The 16,205-nt window shown below is 74.1% G+C and carries 19 protein-coding genes; 14 read left to right on the top strand and 5 right to left on the bottom strand.

Translation table 11 applies throughout. The features are described 5' to 3' along the window. Positions 1–37 precede the first annotated feature (37 nt). The 12 genes from hisD (at position 38) to hisF (ending at position 8,222) form a co-directional block, all read left to right on the top strand. Entirely contained in the window at positions 38–1,363 is a 1,326-nt protein-coding gene (gene hisD, locus FB454_RS16520; RefSeq protein WP_145751826.1) for a histidinol dehydrogenase, read from the top strand. Beyond that, a complete protein-coding gene (locus tag FB454_RS16515; RefSeq protein ID WP_013287583.1) occupies positions 1,360–2,433 on the top strand; it encodes a histidinol-phosphate transaminase in 1,074 nt (357 codons plus the stop codon). Before hisD ends, FB454_RS16515 begins: the two co-directional genes overlap by 4 nt. Next, the gene (gene hisB, locus FB454_RS16510; RefSeq protein ID WP_013287582.1) at positions 2,430–3,041 is read left to right on the top strand and encodes an imidazoleglycerol-phosphate dehydratase HisB; all 612 of its coding nucleotides are present in this window, start codon (positions 2,430–2,432) and stop codon (positions 3,039–3,041) included. The genes FB454_RS16515 and hisB overlap by 4 nt, the downstream gene beginning before the upstream one ends. Continuing rightward, positions 3,041–3,208 (top strand): hypothetical protein, encoded by a 168-nt coding sequence (locus FB454_RS34895; RefSeq protein ID WP_013475798.1) that lies wholly within the window; start codon positions 3,041–3,043, stop codon positions 3,206–3,208. The genes hisB and FB454_RS34895 overlap by 1 nt, the downstream gene beginning before the upstream one ends. Next, entirely contained in the window at positions 3,208–3,831 is a 624-nt protein-coding gene (gene hisH / locus FB454_RS16505; RefSeq protein WP_030271938.1) for an imidazole glycerol phosphate synthase subunit HisH, read from the top strand. The genes FB454_RS34895 and hisH overlap by 1 nt, the downstream gene beginning before the upstream one ends. 31 nt (positions 3,832–3,862) lie before the next feature. After that, positions 3,863–4,183 carry a hypothetical protein gene (locus FB454_RS16500; protein ID WP_145823157.1) on the top strand — a complete coding sequence of 107 codons (321 nt, stop codon included), beginning with the start codon at positions 3,863–3,865 and terminating at the stop codon, positions 4,181–4,183. Between the two features lie 19 nt (positions 4,184–4,202). Then, the gene (gene priA / locus FB454_RS16495; RefSeq protein ID WP_145751831.1) at positions 4,203–4,931 is read left to right on the top strand and encodes a bifunctional 1-(5-phosphoribosyl)-5-((5-phosphoribosylamino)methylideneamino)imidazole-4-carboxamide isomerase/phosphoribosylanthranilate isomerase PriA; all 729 of its coding nucleotides are present in this window, start codon (positions 4,203–4,205) and stop codon (positions 4,929–4,931) included. Continuing rightward, on the top strand, positions 4,928–5,353 hold the full coding sequence (locus tag FB454_RS16490) for a Rid family hydrolase (RefSeq protein ID WP_145751832.1): 426 nt from the start codon (positions 4,928–4,930) through the stop codon (positions 5,351–5,353). Before priA ends, FB454_RS16490 begins: the two co-directional genes overlap by 4 nt. A gap of 81 nt (positions 5,354–5,434) precedes the next feature. Beyond that, entirely contained in the window at positions 5,435–5,881 is a 447-nt protein-coding gene (locus FB454_RS16485) for a MarR family winged helix-turn-helix transcriptional regulator (RefSeq protein ID WP_013287576.1), read from the top strand. A 1-nt stretch (position 5,882) separates the two neighbouring features. Beyond that, on the top strand, positions 5,883–6,308 hold the full coding sequence (locus tag FB454_RS16480) for an organic hydroperoxide resistance protein (protein WP_013287575.1): 426 nt from the start codon (positions 5,883–5,885) through the stop codon (positions 6,306–6,308). A gap of 52 nt (positions 6,309–6,360) precedes the next feature. Beyond that, on the top strand, positions 6,361–7,368 hold the full coding sequence (locus FB454_RS16475) for an MDR family NADP-dependent oxidoreductase (RefSeq protein ID WP_145751834.1): 1,008 nt from the start codon (positions 6,361–6,363) through the stop codon (positions 7,366–7,368). Positions 7,369–7,454: 86 nt separating this feature from the next. Further along, on the top strand, positions 7,455–8,222 hold the full coding sequence (gene hisF / locus FB454_RS16470; protein ID WP_013287573.1) for an imidazole glycerol phosphate synthase subunit HisF: 768 nt from the start codon (positions 7,455–7,457) through the stop codon (positions 8,220–8,222). 8 nt (positions 8,223–8,230) lie between these two features. Here the strand turns inward: hisF and FB454_RS16465 are convergent, their stop codons facing one another. Together FB454_RS16465 and yczE are read right to left on the bottom strand one after the other, a co-directional pair. Continuing rightward, positions 8,231–8,692 (bottom strand): hypothetical protein, encoded by a 462-nt coding sequence (locus tag FB454_RS16465; protein ID WP_013287572.1) that lies wholly within the window; start codon positions 8,690–8,692, stop codon positions 8,231–8,233. A 116-nt stretch (positions 8,693–8,808) separates the two neighbouring features. Next, positions 8,809–9,444, bottom strand: coding sequence for a membrane protein YczE (gene yczE / locus FB454_RS16460; RefSeq protein ID WP_145751836.1), 636 nt, complete (start codon positions 9,442–9,444; stop codon positions 8,809–8,811). Positions 9,445–9,503: 59 nt separating this feature from the next. On the opposite strand from yczE, the gene yczR reads away from it, so the two are divergent. Further along, a complete protein-coding gene (gene yczR / locus FB454_RS16455; RefSeq protein WP_145751839.1) occupies positions 9,504–10,955 on the top strand; it encodes a MocR-like transcription factor YczR in 1,452 nt (483 codons plus the stop codon). A gap of 114 nt (positions 10,956–11,069) precedes the next feature. Further along, positions 11,070–12,341, top strand: a complete 1,272-nt coding sequence (locus FB454_RS16450) for a low temperature requirement protein A (protein WP_145751842.1) — start codon at positions 11,070–11,072, stop codon at positions 12,339–12,341. 63 nt (positions 12,342–12,404) lie between these two features. Here the strand turns inward: FB454_RS16450 and FB454_RS16445 are convergent, their stop codons facing one another. The 3 genes from FB454_RS16445 to FB454_RS16435 form a co-directional block, all read right to left on the bottom strand. Further along, positions 12,405–14,231, bottom strand: a complete 1,827-nt coding sequence (locus tag FB454_RS16445) for an AMP-dependent synthetase/ligase (protein ID WP_128137452.1) — start codon at positions 14,229–14,231, stop codon at positions 12,405–12,407. Positions 14,232–14,369: 138 nt separating this feature from the next. Further along, complete coding sequence (locus FB454_RS16440; protein WP_145751845.1) at positions 14,370–15,320, bottom strand: terpene synthase family protein; 951 nt, start codon at positions 15,318–15,320, stop codon at positions 14,370–14,372. Between the two features lie 131 nt (positions 15,321–15,451). After that, the gene (locus FB454_RS16435; RefSeq protein ID WP_071098337.1) at positions 15,452–16,081 is read right to left on the bottom strand and encodes a TIGR03085 family metal-binding protein; all 630 of its coding nucleotides are present in this window, start codon (positions 16,079–16,081) and stop codon (positions 15,452–15,454) included. Positions 16,082–16,205 lie beyond the last annotated feature (124 nt).

Raw genomic sequence — 16,205 nt, 5'->3', positions numbered from 1 at the left:
CGGCCGGTGACACCGGCGGCGGCCTAGACTCGCAGGCGTGCTGAATCGGATCGACCTGCGCGGCGGGGCCCGTGACCCGCGCCGCCTGCTGCCCCGTGCCCAGCTCGACGTCTCCGTGGCGGTCGAGCGGATCCGCCCGCTCGTGGAGGCGGTCCGGGACCATGGGTACCCGGCGATCCGGGAGGCGAGCGAACGGTTCGACGGCGTCTCGCCGGAGCGGCTGCGGGTGCCGGTCGAGACGATCCGCGCCGCCGAGGACGAGCTGGACCCGCAGGTACGCGCCGCGTTGCTGGAGTCGATCACCCGGGCCCGCAAGGTCCACGCCGACCAGCGCCGCACCGACCACACCACGACTGTGGTGCCCGGCGGCACTGTGACCGAGCGGTGGGTGCCGGTCGACCGGGTCGGTCTCTACGTGCCCGGCGGCCTGGCCATGTACCCGTCGACGGTGGTGATGAACGTGGTCCCGGCCCAGGCGGCCGGGGTGCGCTCCCTGGTGGTGGTGAGCCCGCCGCAGAAGGACAACGACGGGCTGCCCGACCGGCGGGTCCTCGCCGCGTGCGCGCTGCTCGGCGTGGACGAGGTGTACGCGGTCGGCGGCGCCCAGGCGGTCGCCATGCTCGCGTACGGCGCGGGCGTCGACCCGGCCGGCGACGAGCGCTGCGAGCCGGTCGACATGATCACCGGTCCGGGCAACATCTGGGTCACCGCCGCGAAGCGGCTGCTGCGCGGCGTGGTCGGCATCGACGCCGAGGCCGGCCCGACCGAGATCGCGATCCTGGCCGACGACACCGCCGACCCGGCGCACGTCGCGGCCGACCTGATCAGCCAGGCCGAGCACGACCCCCTCGCGGCGAGCGTGCTGGTCACCCCGTCCACGGCGCTGGCCGACGCGGTCGACGCGGAGCTGGCCCGGCAGGCGCCGGCGGCCAAGCACGCCGAGCGGATCGGCACCGCGCTGCGCGGCGAGCAGAGCGGCGTGGTCCTGGTCGACGACCTGGAGGCAGGGCTGCGGGCGGTCGACGCGTACGCGGCCGAGCACCTGGAGATCCAGACCGAGAACGCCCGCGACTGGGCGCTGCGGGTCCGAAACGCCGGGGCGGTGTTCGTCGGCGCCTGGTCGCCGGTGTCGCTCGGCGACTACTGCGCGGGCTCCAACCACGTGCTGCCCACCGGCGGCTGCGCCCGGCACTCCTCCGGGCTGTCCGTGCAGTCGTTCCTGCGCGGCGTGCACCTGGTCGAATACACCCAGGACGCGCTGCGCGACGTGGCGCCGCACGTGGTCACGCTGGCGACCGTGGAGGACCTGCCCGCGCACGGCCAGGCGGTCAGCGTCCGGTTCCCCGGGGGCGGCCCGTCGTGACCACGCTCGACGACCTGCCGATCCGCGACGACCTGCGCGGACGGACGCCGTACGGGGCACCGCAGCTCGACGTGCCGGTGCGGCTGAACACCAACGAGAACTCCTACCCGGTGCCCGAGCCGGTGGTGGAGGCGATCGGCAAGGCGGTCGCCGCCGAGCTGCGCGACCTCAACCGCTACCCGGACCGGGACGCGGTGGCGCTGCGCGCCGACCTGGCCGCCTACCTCGGCCACGGGCTCACCGCCGACCACGTGTGGGCGGCGAACGGCTCCAACGAGATCCAGCAGCAGCTGCTCCAGGCGTTCGGCGGTCCGGGGCGCACCGCGCTCGGGTTCACCCCGGCGTACTCGATGCACCCGCTGCTGACGCTCGGCACCGGCACCCGGTGGGTGCCCGCCCGGCGCGGCGAGGACTTCGGGCTCACCGCCGGCGAGGCGGTGGCCCAGGTCCGCGAGCACCGGCCGGACGTGGTGTTCCTCTGCTCGCCGAACAACCCGACCGGCACCGCGCTCGACCCGGCGGTGGTCGCCGCCGTGCTGGACGAGGCACCAGGCATGGTGATCGTGGACGAGGCGTACGCCGAGTTCGCCCGTCCCGGCACGGTGAGCGCGCTCGCCGTGCTGCCCGGTCACCCGCGGCTGGTGGTGACCCGCACCATGAGCAAGGCGTTCGGGTTCGCCGGCGGCCGGCTCGGCTACCTGGCGGCCGACCCGGCGGTGGTGGACGCGGTGCAGCTGGTCCGGCTGCCGTACCACCTGTCCGCACTCACCCAGGCCGCCGCCCGCGCGGCGCTGGCGCACCGGGACGCTCTGCTCGGCACCGTGGCCGCGATCAAGGAGCAGCGGGACCGGATCGTCGCCGAGCTGCGTGCCCGGGGCCACCGGGTGGCCGACAGCGACGCCAACTTCGTGCTGTTCGCCGTCGAGGGGGACCAGGCGGTGGCCTGGCGTACCCTGCTCGATGCCGGCGTGCTGGTGCGCGACGTCGGCCTGCCCGGCTGGCTGCGCGTCACCGCCGGAACCCCGACCGAGACCGACGCCTTCCTCACCGCGATGGAGACAGTTTCATGAGCCGGATCGCCCGGATCGAGCGGGTCACAAACGAGACGAAGGTGCTCGTCGAGATCGACCTCGACGGCACCGGCAAGGCCGACATCGAGACCGGCGTCGGCTTCTACGACCACATGCTCAACCAGATCGCCCGGCACGGCGGCTTCGACCTGACCGTGCACACCGTCGGTGACCTGGAGATCGACGCGCACCACACGATGGAGGACACCGCGCTCGCGCTGGGCGCGGCGTTCGACCGGGCGCTGGGCGACAAGGCCGGCATCCGGCGGTACGGCTCGGCGACCGTCCCGATGGACGAGGTGCTGGTCCGGGCCGCGGTGGACCTGTCCGGCCGCCCGTACGTGGTGCACGACGAGCCGGCGCTGGCCCCGTACATCGGGCCGGTCTACCCGACGAGCATGACCCGGCACATCTGGGAGTCGTTCGGCCAGTCGGCCCGGATCACGCTGCACGTGGACGTGCTGCGCGCGGCTCGTCCCGGCGGCCACCCGGACGCCCACCACGTGGTCGAGGCGCAGTTCAAGGCCGTCTCCCGCGCGCTGCGCGAGGCCACCGCTATCGATCCGCGTAACGCGGGTGTGGTGCCGTCGACGAAGGGCGCTCTGTAATGAAGGTGCTGCCCACGCTTCTGTTGATCCTGGCCGGCCTGCTGGTCGGCGGGACGTGGTCGCTGCTCAAGCAGGGCGCGCCCCGCGCCGCCGTGGTGATCACCGGTCTGCTGGCCCTGCTGGCGACCGCTGCCGGGGTGCTCTGGCTGCTGCCGGGGGAGAGCTGATGACGCGGCGGGTGGTGGTGCTCGACTACGGCTCGGGCAACCTGCGGTCGGCCGAGCGCGCGGTGGCGCGCGCCGGCGCCGACGTGACTGTCACCGACGACCTGGACGCCGCCGCGTCGGCCGACGGCCTGGTGGTGCCGGGCGTGGGCGCGTTCGCCGCGTGCATGGCCGGGATCGAGGCGCTGGGCGCCGGGCCGGTCATCGCCGACCGGGTCGCCGCCGGGCGGCCGGTGCTGGGCATCTGCGTCGGCATGCAGATCCTGTTCGGGCACGGCGAGGAGCACGGCGTGGTCACCAAGGGGCTCGGGCTGCTGCCCGGCGGCGTGACCCGGCTGCCCGCGCGGCGGCTGCCGCACATGGGCTGGAACACCGTGCGGCCGCCGGCCGGCTCGACGCTGTTCGCCGGACTGCCGGCGGGCACCCGGTTCTACTTCGTCCACTCCTACGGGGTGACCGACCCGGCGGCGCTGGCCGAGGCGGGGGCCACTGTGACCACCTCGCACCACGGCGCGGACTTCGTCGCGGCGGTGGAGCGGGGGCCGCTGTCGGCCGCGCAGTTCCACCCGGAGAAGTCGGCCGACGCCGGTGCCGCGCTGCTGCGCAACTGGCTCGGCACGCTGTGACCGGCCCGCTGGCGGGCACGCGGGCGTCCGCGTGAGCAAGGAGCGGGCCCGCCGCCGCGCGGCGCGCGAGGCCGAGCAGGAGCGGGCGCGCGCCGTCCGCGCCCGCCGGGTGGCGCGCCGGGAGCGGCGTCGTTCTCTGGTACGCCGGCTGACGCCGTCGCTGCGGCGCGGCCGTACCGGCCGGCTGCGCCGGCACACCCGCCGCGAGCGGGCGACGATCCTGGTGCTCACCGTGGTGGCGGTGGCCGCCATCTGGAGTCTGGTGGACGACCTCGCGCTGCGGCTGGTGCTGGTCGTGTTGTTGTTGCTGGTCCTGCCCGCGATCGTGGTGATCGCGCTGGACCGTCGTTGAGGATCCGAGGAGAGAAGCGTTGAGCCTCACCCTGTTGCCCGCCGTGGACGTCGCCGACGGCCAGGCCGTCCGGCTCGTGCAGGGCGCCGCCGGTAGCGAGACCGCGTACGGCGATCCGCTGGACGCGGCGCTGGCCTGGCAGTCCGACGGCGCGGAGTGGATCCACCTGGTCGACCTGGACGCGGCGTTCGGGCGGGGCTCCAACGCCGCGCTGCTCGCCGAGGTGGTCGGCAAGCTGGACGTGAAGGTGGAGCTGTCCGGCGGCATCCGTGACGACGAGTCGCTGCGGGCGGCGCTCGGCACCGGGGCGGCCCGGGTCAACATCGGCACCGCCGCGCTGGAGGATCCGCAGTGGTGCGACCGGATCTGCGGCGAGTACGGCGACCGGGTGGCGATCGGGCTGGACGTGCGCGGCCGTACCCTGTCGGCGCGCGGCTGGACCCGCGACAGCGGCGACCTCTACGAGGTGCTGGCCCGGCTGGACGCCGCGGGCGCGGCGCGGTACGTGGTCACCGACATCACCAAGGACGGCACCATGCGCGGGCCGAACCTGGACCTGCTGCGCGAGGTGTGCGCCCGCACCGACGCCCCGGTGATCGCCTCCGGTGGTGTGTCCACGCTGGACGACCTGCGGGCGCTGGCCACGCTGGAGCCGGTGGGGGTGGAGGGCGTGATCGCCGGTAAGGCGCTCTACGCGGGCGCGTTCACCGTCGCCGAGGCGCTGGCGGCGCTGCGGGCCGGCGCGTGACGGCCGAGCCGGCCGAGAGGCCGGTGGACGCCGGGGTGGTGACCCGGCTCGGCTCGGGCGGCCCGTGGGAGGCGCTCTACGGCTACTCGCGGGTGGTCCGGGCCGGCACACTGGCGATCACGGCCGGCTGCACGTCCACGGTCGACGGCCGGGTCGCGCACGCCGGCGACGCGGCGGCGCAGACCGCGCAGGCGATCCGGATCGGCCTGGACGCGCTGGCCGAGGTCGGCGCCGGGCCGGGGGACGTGGTGCGGACCCGGATGTACGTGACGGACCGGATCTACGCCGACGAGGTGGGCCGGGCGCACAACGGGGTGTTCGGCCCGGTGCGCCCGGTCGCCACGATGGTGGTGGTGGCCGGGCTGATCGACCCGGATCTCCTGGTCGAGGTCGAGCTGGAGGCGTACCTGCCGGACCGCTGAGCGGTGCCGGGTGACCGGCGCCGCACCGCTCCACGCCCCGATAAGTTGTGCACAACTTGATTGCACGCTACGGTTCAGGGCGTGACCGATGATCTGGTACTGCGCCGGCAGGTGTGCTTCGCGCTCTACGCGGCGTCGCGCGCCCTGACCGACGTCTACCGGCCCATCCTCGACGAGCACGGGCTGACCTACCCGCAGTACCTGGTGCTGCTGGTGCTCTGGGAGCACGACGACGACGCCCCCACGGTCTCCGAGCTCGGCGCTGCGCTCCGGCTCGACTCCGGCACGCTCTCCCCGCTGCTCAAGCGACTGGAGGCGGCCGGTCTGGTGGTGCGTACCCGCTCGGCGGCGGATGAGCGCCGGGTCGAGGTGGGCCTCACCGACCGGGGCCGGGCGCTGCGGGAGCGGATGGGTGACGTGCCGCGGCAGGTGGCATCCGCCACCGGGCTCACCGAGGCCGAGCTGGTCTTCCTCCACGGCATCCTCACCCGGGTCACCGAGACGATCCACCGACAGAAGGAGCAGTGACATGCAGGTGCTCTACACCGCCTCCGCCCGCGCCACCGGCGACGGCCGCGACGGTCACGTCCGGACCTCCGACGGCACGGTCGAGCTGGACCTCGCCGTACCGAAGGAGATGGGGGGCGCCGGCGGCGCGGCCAACCCGGAGCAGCTCTTCGCGGCCGGCTACGCGGCCTGCTTCCACTCCGCGCTGCGCGTGGTGGCCCGTCAGGCCAAGGCGGACGTCTCCGGCTCCGTCGTCGAGGCCGAGGTGGGCATCGGCCCGAACGGCAGCGGCGGTTACGGCCTGGCCGTGACGCTCGTGGTGGACCTGCCCGCTGTCGAGCGCGCGGCTGCCGAGCAGCTCGTCGACGCGGCCCACCAGGTCTGCCCCTACTCCAACGCGACCCGTGGGAACGTCGAGGTGACCCGCACGGTCCGCGAGGCCCTGTGAGCACGAGGAGTGCAGCGCAGCGGAGCCCCGCAGTGCGAACCGAGGAGGCCCGATGAGTGAGGCGCGCGTCAACAGGGAGATCCATCTGGCGTCCCGGCCGGACGGCTGGCCGACGCCGGAGAACTTCCGGCTGGTCACCACCGAGGTGCCGACGCCGGGCCCGGGACAGGTAGTGGTCCGAAACCGGTTCATGTCCGTCGACCCGTACATGCGCGGGCGGATGAACGACGTCAAGTCGTACGTGCCGCCGTTCGCGCTCGACGCCCCGCTGGACGGCGGCGCGATCGGTGAGGTGGTGGCCGGCGAGGCCGGTGGCGTCAAGCCCGGCGACACGGTGCTGCACGGGTTCGGCTGGCGCGAGTACGCGCTGGTGGACGCCAAGAGCGTGCGCAAGGTCGACCCCGGCCTGGCGCCGGTCACCGCGTACCTGGGCGTGCTCGGCATGACCGGGCTGACCGCGTACGCCGGGCTGCTCGACGTGGCGGCGATGAAACCGGGGGAGACCGTGTTCGTCTCCGGCGCGGCCGGCGCGGTGGGCAGCATGGTGGGCCAGATCGCGAAGCTGCGCGGCGCCGGCCGGGTGATCGGCAGCGCCGGTTCCGCGGCGAAGGTGGAACGACTCACCGCGCTCGGCTTCGACGCCGCCTTCGACTACCACGACGGCCCGGTGTACAAGCAGCTCAAGGCAGCCGCCCCGGACGGCGTCGACGTGTACTTCGACAACGTCGGCGGCGATCACCTGGAGGCCGCGATCGGGGCGATGAACCTGCACGGCCGGGCCGCCATCTGCGGCATGATCGCGCAGTACAACGCCACCGAGCCGCCCGCCGCGCCGCGCAACCTGGCGCTGGTGATCGGTAAGCGGCTGACGCTGCGCGGCTTCCTCGTCGGTGACCACGGTCACCTGCGGGAGCAGTTCGTGCAGGAGGTGGCGGGCTGGCTGCGGGAGGGCCGGCTGTCGTACGACGAGACGATCGTCGACGGCATCGAGCAGGCCCCCGAGGCGTTCCTCGGCCTGCTGCGCGGCGAGAACCTCGGCAAGATGCTGGTCCGTCTCTGACCGGCGCGAACGCACTCCACCGCGGGCGGTGGTGACCGGCCTCACCGGCGGGTCACCACCGCCCGCGCGTTCGTTAGGCTCGGGGCATGACGGTGGCGGTACGGGTCATCCCGTGTCTGGACGTGGACGCCGGGCGCGTGGTCAAGGGGGTCAACTTCCTCGACCTGCGTGACGCCGGCGACCCGGTGGAGCTGGCGGCGGCGTACGACCGGGCCGGCGCGGACGAGCTGACCTTCCTCGACGTCACCGCCTCGTCCAGCGACCGGGGCACCATGCTCGACGTGGTGCGGCGCACCGCCGAGTCGGTCTTCATCCCGCTGACAGTGGGCGGCGGTGTCCGCCGGGTCGCCGACGTCGACACGTTGCTGCGCGCCGGTGCGGACAAGGTCGGCGTGAACACCGCGGCCATCGCCCGGCCGGAGCTGATCGCCGAGATCGCCGACCGGTTCGGCCGGCAGGTCCTGGTGCTCTCGCTGGACGTGCGCCGCGCACCGGACGGCACGACGCCGAGCGGTTTCGAGGTGACCACGCACGGCGGCCGGCGGGGCACCGGGCTGGACGCGGTCGAGTGGGCGGCGCGCGGCGCCGAGCTGGGCGCGGGCGAGATCCTGCTCAACTCGATGGACGCCGACGGCACCAAGGCCGGGTTCGACCTGCCGCTGATCCAGGCGGTCCGCGAGGTGGTCGACGTGCCGGTGATCGCCAGCGGCGGCGCGGGCGAGGTGGCCCACTTCCCGCCGGCCGTCGGCGCCGGGGCGGACGCGGTGCTCGCGGCGAGCGTCTTCCACTTCGGCGAACTCACCGTCGGCGAGGTCAAGGACGCGCTGCGCGGCGCGGGCCACCCGGTGCGCTGAGGCGGCGGTCACTGCCGGCCGGAGTGCCCCTCGGGCGAGCGGCGCGGCATCGGGATCGACCGGACCACGTACTCCTGCACGGCGGCGGCGTGGTCGTCCTCGTCGAGGTGCCACTCGGACTCGGCGGGCGGGTGCCGCCGGGTCAGCACGCCCTGCACCGTGTCCACTGTGGTGCCGAGACCGGCGCTGGGCCGGGTGCGCCAGAGCCGCTCACCGTCCGGGGTGACCCGGAACCAGCCGTCGGCCACGCTGACCAGGCCCGCGCCGACGAGCCGCCGGACCGCGCCCTCCACCTCGTGCCGCTCCGGGATGGCCTGGTTGAGGTGGTCGGCTGTGGAGAGGACGTCGGCCAGCCGTACGCCTTCGGGGCGGCGTGTCGCGGCGGCCCGCCGGTGCCGGCCGGCGCCACTGGCGATGACAAGCGCGACGAAGATCCAGGCGTCGCTCCAACGCCATCCGTTCTCCCCCATGCAGGAATGATGCCCGGCGGCGACGGCGGAGGAAACACCTGGTTTCCCGGTTCTGCGTCGTCGCAGCTCAGCGCGTTGCGGCTCGGGCCGGGCCGTGGCGGTCGGCCCGGCCGCGGTCACGTAGCGTAGGCGCCGGCCGCCGGTCGTGCGGGCAGCGCGAAGACCGGGATGAAGAACTGGGCCAGCGGGCCGATGGTCAGCGCGTAGGCCACCGTGCCGAGGCCGACGGTGCCGCCGAGCAGCCAGCCGAGCGCCAGCACGGTGATCTCGATGACGGTGCGGACCAGCCGGACCGAGAAGCGGGGGTGGCGGGCGACGAAGCCGGTCATCAGCCCGTCGCGCGGGCCGGGGCCGAGCCCGGCGCCGATGTAGAGGCCGGTGGCGGCGCCGTTGGCGACGATCCCGGCGACGAGCAGCGCGACGCGCGCCGGCATGCCCTCCCCGGGCGGCAGCACGGCCAGGGTGGCGTCGACGACCAGTCCGATCACCACGACGTTGCTGACCGTGCCGAGGCCGGGCCGCTGCCGCAGCGGGATCCAGAGCAGCAGCACGAGGGCGCCGACGGCGATGGTGACGGTGCCGAAGGACAGGCCGGTCTGCCGGGCGAGCCCCTGGTGGAACACGTCCCACGGGTCCAGTCCCAGCTCCGACCGGATCATCAGCGCCATGCTCACGCCGTACAGGACGAGCCCGGCGTAGAGCTGGGTGAGTCGCCGCGCCGGCCGGTGCCGGAGATTGCCAAGCTGTGCCATGCATGCCACCCTAGGGTCCAATCGCGGTCGTCAAGGGTGCCAATTTCGGAGGTGTGGCCATGACCAGCCAGGTGCGCGGCGTCCAATTGGCGCGACTCCTCGGCCAGTGGCACGCCCTGCCGGGCCGCCGGCGCAGCCCCGACTACGCCGCGCTCGCCGGCGCCGTCCGCGGGTTGCTCGCCGACGGGCGGCTGCCCCTCGGGGTACGCCTGCCGGCCGAGCGGGAGCTGGCCGAGGCGCTGCGGATCAGCCGGACCACTGTCACCGCCGCGTACCGGGAACTGCGGGAGAGCGGCCACCTGGCCAGCCGCCGGGGCGCGGGGAGCTGGACCATGCTGCCCGGCGGGCACCGGGTGGCCAGCACCGGGCTGTGGACGCCGCTGGACGACCGCGACATGATCGACCTCGGTGTGGCCGCGCTGTCCGCGCCCCCGCAGCTCGTCCCGGCCGCCCGCGCCGCGGCCGAGGATCTGCCCCGCTACCTCGGCGGCGCCGGCTACCACCCGACCGGCATCATCGAGCTGCGCGAGGCGGTGGCACGCGCCTACACCGAGCGCGGTCTGCCGACCAGCCCGGAACAGATCATGGTCACCAGCGGCACCCAGCACGCGCTGGATCTGGTGCTGCGATTGGCCCTCTCGCCCGGCGGCGGCGTGCTCGTCGAGTCGCCCACCTACCCCAACGCGCTGGCCGCGCTGTCCGCCCGGCGGGCCCGGATCGCCACGCACGGCCTGTCCGACGAGGGCTGGGACGCCGAACTGCTGCTCGGCAGCCTCCGGCAGACCCGGCCGAAGCTCGCGTACGTGATCCCCGAGTTCCAGAACCCGACCGGCCACCTGATGGCCGCCGACCTGCGCGAGCGGCTGGTCGGCACGGCCCACGCGGCCGGCACCGACCTGGTGGTCGACGAGTCCTTCGTCGACCTGCCGCTGGACGACACCACGCTGCCGCCACCGGTGGCCGTCTTCGACAGGCACTCCCGGGTGATCAGCATCGGCGGCATGAGCAAGCCCTACTGGGGCGGGCTGCGGATCGGCTGGGTACGCGCCTCCGCGCCCCAGGTGCAGCGGCTGGCCGCGGCCCGGGTCGGGGTGGACATGGCCAGCCCGGTGCTCGACCAGCTCGTCGCCGTGCACCTGCTCACCGAGGCGCCGGCCATCGTGGCCGCCCGCCGGGCCCAGCTCGTCGCCCAGCGGGACGCCCTGGTCGCCGCGCTCGCCGACCGGCTGCCCGACTGGCGGGTACGCGTGCCGGGCGGCGGCGTCACGCTCTGGGCCGAGCTGGACGGCCCGATCTCCAGCGCGCTGGCCCGCGCGGCCGAGGAGGTCGGCGTACGGCTGGCGCCCGGCCCCCGGTTCGGCCTGGACGGGACGCTGGAGCGCTTCTTGCGGCTGCCTTTCACGCTGCCCGCCGACGAGCTGGTGGAGGCGGTCGGGCGCCTCGCCGCGGTCCGCTACGACCTGGACCGCACCAGCCGCCCGCAGTGGCGCGAGCCGAGCGTCATCGCCTGACCCGGTCCGGCTGCCCGATCCGGTGGTGATCGGTCCGAAGCACGGCTCCGGACCGGCCGGCGCCCGCAGACTGCCCGGGTGGGGAACGGGAGGGGAGTCCGGTGGTCGTGGAGGGTGCGGCGCAGCGCGCCTGGCTCCCGGACCACCCGGCTCGAGCTCTTCTACGACCTGGTCTTCGTCTTCGCGTTCCTGAACGTCACCACGCTCACCGCCTCGGAGCTCACACCGGCCAACCTCTACCGCTTCCTGCTGGTGCTGGCGCTGCTCTGGTGGTCGTGGACCGGCTTCGCCCGGATGGGCAACTTCTTCCGCGCCGACCAGGGCGTGCTGCCGCTGGTCGGCTTCGTCACCGTGGCGGCGACGTTCATGCTGGTGCTCAGCGAGCCCAGTGCGTTCGAGGACCTCCCCGGCGGGCTGCCCGGCCCGCTGGTCTTCGCCGGCTGCTACTTCGTGATCCGGATGGCCCAGCTCACGGTCTTCGGCTGGGTGGACCGCGCCGACCCGGTCCGGCGCCGCCGATTGCTGCTGCGCGCCGCGTTCCCGGCCGCCGCCACGGTGCTGCTGGTCATCGCCGGAACCGTGCCGACGCGGCTGCCGCAGGAGCGGTTCGCGATCCCGCTGCAACTGGCGCTCTGGACGCTGGCGCTGCTCGTCGAGTACGTCGGCGGGGTGACGCTCGCCCGCCAGTGGTGGGTGGTGGTCTCGGCCGGGCACTGGGCCGAACGGCACGCGCTGATCGTGCTGGTCGCGCTCGGCGAGTCGATCATCGCGCTCGGGTTCGGCCCGAAACACGGGCTGCCGCTGACCGGGCCGGTGGCGGTGTCGGCGCTGCTCGGCATCGCGGTCGTCGCGGCGCTGTGGTGGGCGTACTTCGACACGCTCGCCTTCGCGCTGGAACAGGCGCTGCACCACGCCCGGGACGAGGCCACCCGAGTCCGGCTCACCCGGGACGTGTACACGTTCATGCACCTGCCGATGGTCGCCGGGACCATCCTCTACGCGCTCGGCCTCAAGGACCTGCTGGCCGAGGCCGCCGACCCGGCCACGCCCACCTGGGGGCTGCCGCTGGGCGACTTCTGGGGCGCGATCCTGTTCGGCGGGGTGGGTCTGTACCTGCTCAGCCTCGCCGGGTGCTGGTGGCTCGCGCTGCGCGAGGTGCACTGGCCGTTGCTGGCCGCGGTGGTGGCGCTGGCCGTGGTCGGCCCGTTCGTCTTCCGCATCCCGGAGCTGGTCGCGCTCGGTGTGCTGGCAGTCGTCACCGGCGCGGGCATCACCTGGGAGACACGCTCCGAGGACGGCCACCGGCGCCGGGTACGCGAGCTCGCGCTGGAGGAGCAGATCGCCGCCGAGGCCGAGCAGAGCCGCTGGCGGCAGCAGCACCTGTGAACGGCGCGCGGCCGTGCCCCGGGACGGTGGGGCACGGCCGGCGCGACGGTGTGGCGGTGCGGGCTACAGCTCGGCGAGCGTGCCCTCGTACATCTTGTCGATCTCGGAGGCGAAGTTCGTCTCCACGCTGCGGCGCTTGATCTTCAGCGACGGCGTGACCTCGCCGTCCTCGATGGTGAGGTCACGGGGGAGGATCGTCACCTTCTTGATCGTCTCCCAGCGGTTGAGCTTGGCGTTCAGCTCGGCGACGTATCCCTCGACCATCTCCCGTGCCTGCGGGGAGGTGACGATCGTGGTGTAGTCGCTGCCCTCCAGCGGCGTGCCGGCGGCCCAGCCCTTGATCGCGTCCGGGTCCAGCGTGACGAGCATGGTGCAGTAGTTGCGCGCCTGCCCGATCACCACGGCCTGCGAGGTGTACGGGCACACCGCCTTGAACATGCCCTCGATGTGCGACGGCGCGACGTACTTGCCGCCGGACGTCTTGACCAGATCCTTCTTGCGGTCGGTGATGCGCAGGTAGCCGTCGTCGTCGAGCGTGCCGATGTCGCCGGTGCGGAAGAAGCCGTCCTCGGTGAACGCGGCGGCGGTCTCCTCGGGCAGGTTGTGGTAGCCCCGCATGACCGGCTTGCCCCGCATCAGGACCTCGCCGTCGGTGTCGATCCGGCACTCCAGGTCGCCCATGGCCCGGCCCACGCTGCCGATCTTCAGCCCGCCGGGCGGGTTCACGAACGCGCCCGCGCTGGTCTCGGTCAGGCCGTAGCCCTCCGAGATGGGCAGGTTGGCGGCGGCGAAGAAGGTGGCGATCTCCTTGCTCAGCGGCGCCGCGCCGGAGACCAGCACCCGCATCCGGCCGCCCAGCCGGGCCTGGAGCTTGCTGAACACGAGCTTCTCGGCCAGCGCGTACTTCATCCGCAGCCCGGCCGGGACCGGCTTGCCGGCCTGCTCCAGCGCGACCTTCTCCTTGCCGACCCCGACGCCCCAGGCGAAGATCTTGGCCTTGGCGCCGCCCGCGCCCTGCGCGGTGGTGACCGCCTTGTTGTAGACCTTCTCGAAGACCCGGGGCGCGCCGCACATCAGCGTCGGCTGCACCACGCCCAGCAGGTCGACGAGCTTGTCCACCCGGCCGTCGACGTACGTGGGCAGGCCGACGTGGGTGGCGCCGCAGAGCAGCGTCTTGCCGAAGGAGTGGGACAGCGGCAGCCACAGGTACTGCAGGTCGTCGACGCGCAGCAGGCCCAGCTCGGCCTGCGCCACGCCCTCCCAGCACCAGCCGCCGTGCAGCAGCTCCACGCCCTTCGGGCGGCCGGTGGTGCCCGAGGTGTAGATCAGCGTGGCCAGGTGGTCCGGGCCGATGCCGGCGACGAGCATGTCGATCAGGTCCGGCTCGGCGCTCAGCGCCGCGGCGCCGCGCTCCTCCAGCTCGGCCAGGGTGAGCTGCGGGACGGCCGCCGCCGGGTCGGGCGTGCCGTCGAAGAGCACCACGTGGGTCAGTGCGGGCAGGTCGGCCCCGGCGATCTTCGCCGCCTGGGCCGGGTTCTCCGCGAACAGCACCTTCGAGCCGGAGTCGGCGATGATGTAGACCGCGTCGTCGGGTTCGGTGGTGGGGTAGACGGTGGTGGTGGCCCCGCCGGCGCACATGATGCCGAAGTCGGCGAGCACCCAGTCCAGGCGCGTGTTGGCCAGGATCGCGACCGGGTTCTCCAGGCCGACACCGAGCCCGTGCAGCCCGGCGGCGATCGCCTTGGCGCGCTGCCCGACCTGCTCCCACGTCAGCCAGACCGGGCCCGAGTCGTCGGGGGCGGGGTGGGCGAAGGCGTGCCGGTCGGGGGAGTCCGCCACGCGCTTGAGGAACATGTCCGGTACGGAACGGTACGGTACATCGAGAGCCATCGCTGTAGCCGCCTTCAGGGGTGGAGGGACGTGACGGGGGTCACGCCGGTCTGCGGTTACCGAAGGGTATTGCCTGCACCCGGCCAGCGGCTAGCCCCGATCGGTCGAGTCGTCGGCGGTCCCGCCTGCTGGAACCGCTCAGGCATACCGGCTGGCCGCGCGGGACCAGTCGTAGGTGGCCCTGATCCAGTCCCGGCGGGTGTCCAGGAAGACCCGCATCCCCTCGTCGGCCACGGCGCTCAGCGCCGCGTCCCGCTCCGCGTACGTGGCGAGGGTCTTGTTGAACCGGTCCGCCGCCGCGTACAGCGCCGCCGACTCGTCCTGCCCGGTCTCGCCCGCGATCGTGGTGACCAGGTTGTGCGCCTCCGGGGTGGCGCCCCGCTCCTTGCCGTAGGAGAACAGGTCGTTGCACCAGCAGATCAGGTCGGTGGCGAGGGCGTCCAGCACGGTGAGCGCCGGCGCGACCCGCTGGTCGGCGCGGGGCGCGGACGGGCGGGCCAGGTCGGTCACAGTGAAACTGGGGCGCACCCCGCCGGTGTGGCGGCGCATCTGCGTGTACTCGGCCACCCCCGGCACCCGCCGGCGTTCCCGGTTGGCGGCCTCCCAGAGCAGCGCCAGCAGGTACTCCCGCAACTGGCTGACCAGGCGCAGCAGGTGGGCCGGCCGGCCCCGGTCGCGGGCCCGCCGGCACAGGTCGTGCAGCGCCAGGGCGATCGGCCCGCCGTCGGCCGGTGCGGGCGCCTCCGGGTCGCCGTGCCGGTCGAGCACCGCCAGCAGCGCGGCCAGCGTGGGCGCCAGCAGCGTGGGCGTCGCGCCGAGCCCGTCGTCGTCGCAGGCGTCGTCCACCACGAACAGCCAGTTGATCAGGTCGGTGAGCAGGCGCAATCCGGACGGCGACGCCTCGGGGCAGGCGCGAGCGGCCAGCTCCGCGGCGTGCGCCCCGGCCAGCCGCCGGCGCCCGGACTGGTCCTCCACCAGGCCGAAGTCGCGTACCCAGGCCGCGCTCTCCGCGGCCGTCTGGTCGACGGCGGGGTGGCGCCGGGAGGGAAAGGGTGGCTCGTGCAGTGCCGAGAGGGCGAAGTCGCGCATCGTCGTCGTCCCCTGTCCGCCGCCCCGCGGGGTCGGGCCGGTGCGCAGGAGCGTACGGGAGGACGTAACCGTTATCGAAGCCGGTCCGTCCACTTTCCACAGTGAGCGAGCGACCGGCTACACACCCTCGGTCAGAGTCCCAGCTCGGCGGTGCGCAGGCGCTCGGCGCGGTCGGCCGGACCGTCCACCTGGACCCGGGCCACCCGCTGCCGTCCGGTGAGGAACAGGACGAGCTCGCCCGGCGCACCGACCAGGCGCAGCCGTTCGCCGCCGCCGCCGGCCCGCAGCTCGCCGTAGCCCGGCGCCTGCACCAGCACCTCGGCCGGGAACCGCCGCAGTGCCATCCGGGCCAGCAGCGCGACCCGCTTCCACAGCACCGCCTGCTGCCCGGCCGGCAGGTCGCGCGGATGCCAGCCCGGACGGGCGCGCCGCACGTCCTCGTGGTGGATGAAGAACTCCATCCCGTTCGCCAGCTCGTCGGTGAGCGGGTTGCTCACCGGGCTCCACACCGGGGGACGGCGTACCCGGGCGATCAGGTCGGCGTACGGCCCGGCGGCGATCCGCCGACGGACCGACTCGCCGTAGCCGCGCAGCGGCGGCAGCAGGATCCCGCCCGCCGCGTCCGGCCGGCGCTCCCGCACCAGCAGGTGCGCCGCCAGGTCACGAGTGGTCCACCCCTCGTTCACAGTCGGTGCGTCCGGTCCCACTTCCAGCATCAGGTCGGCGAGCGCCTCGCGCTCCGCTCGGGCGTACCGCGGCATGGCCCGATCGTAGGCCGGTCCCGGCTGATCGGCGCGCCACGCCCGGCGCGACCACGCCGCCGGACCGCCTCCGGTCACCGTCGGCCCAGCTCCGGCGGGAACGTGACGGCGGACATATCCCGGC

The organism is Micromonospora sp. CNZ297, from assembly GCF_007827625.1.
Note: the sequence above shows the minus strand (reverse complement) of the source record. Positions and strands in the feature narration are given on the sequence as shown.

What these genes read in the sequence shown, in the direction of transcription:
- yczR (WP_145751839.1), top strand. Translation starts at nt 9,504, where the DNA reads ATGACCAGCCAGGTGCGCGGCGTCCAATTGGCGCGACTCCTCGGCCAG.
- FB454_RS16465 (WP_013287572.1), bottom strand. Translation starts at nt 8,692, where the DNA reads ATGGGGGAGAACGGATGGCGTTGGAGCGACGCCTGGATCTTCGTCGCG.
- FB454_RS16440 (WP_145751845.1), bottom strand. Translation starts at nt 15,320, where the DNA reads ATGCGCGACTTCGCCCTCTCGGCACTGCACGAGCCACCCTTTCCCTCC.
- FB454_RS34895 (WP_013475798.1), top strand. Translation starts at nt 3,041, where the DNA reads ATGAAGGTGCTGCCCACGCTTCTGTTGATCCTGGCCGGCCTGCTGGTC.
- hisB (WP_013287582.1), top strand. Translation starts at nt 2,430, where the DNA reads ATGAGCCGGATCGCCCGGATCGAGCGGGTCACAAACGAGACGAAGGTG.
- FB454_RS16475 (WP_145751834.1), top strand. Translation starts at nt 6,361, where the DNA reads ATGAGTGAGGCGCGCGTCAACAGGGAGATCCATCTGGCGTCCCGGCCG.
- FB454_RS16435 (WP_071098337.1), bottom strand. Translation starts at nt 16,081, where the DNA reads ATGCCGCGGTACGCCCGAGCGGAGCGCGAGGCGCTCGCCGACCTGATG.
- hisF (WP_013287573.1), top strand. Translation starts at nt 7,455, where the DNA reads ATGACGGTGGCGGTACGGGTCATCCCGTGTCTGGACGTGGACGCCGGG.
- hisH (WP_030271938.1), top strand. Translation starts at nt 3,208, where the DNA reads ATGACGCGGCGGGTGGTGGTGCTCGACTACGGCTCGGGCAACCTGCGG.
- FB454_RS16480 (WP_013287575.1), top strand. Translation starts at nt 5,883, where the DNA reads ATGCAGGTGCTCTACACCGCCTCCGCCCGCGCCACCGGCGACGGCCGC.
- FB454_RS16445 (WP_128137452.1), bottom strand. Translation starts at nt 14,231, where the DNA reads ATGGCTCTCGATGTACCGTACCGTTCCGTACCGGACATGTTCCTCAAG.
- yczE (WP_145751836.1), bottom strand. Translation starts at nt 9,444, where the DNA reads ATGGCACAGCTTGGCAATCTCCGGCACCGGCCGGCGCGGCGACTCACC.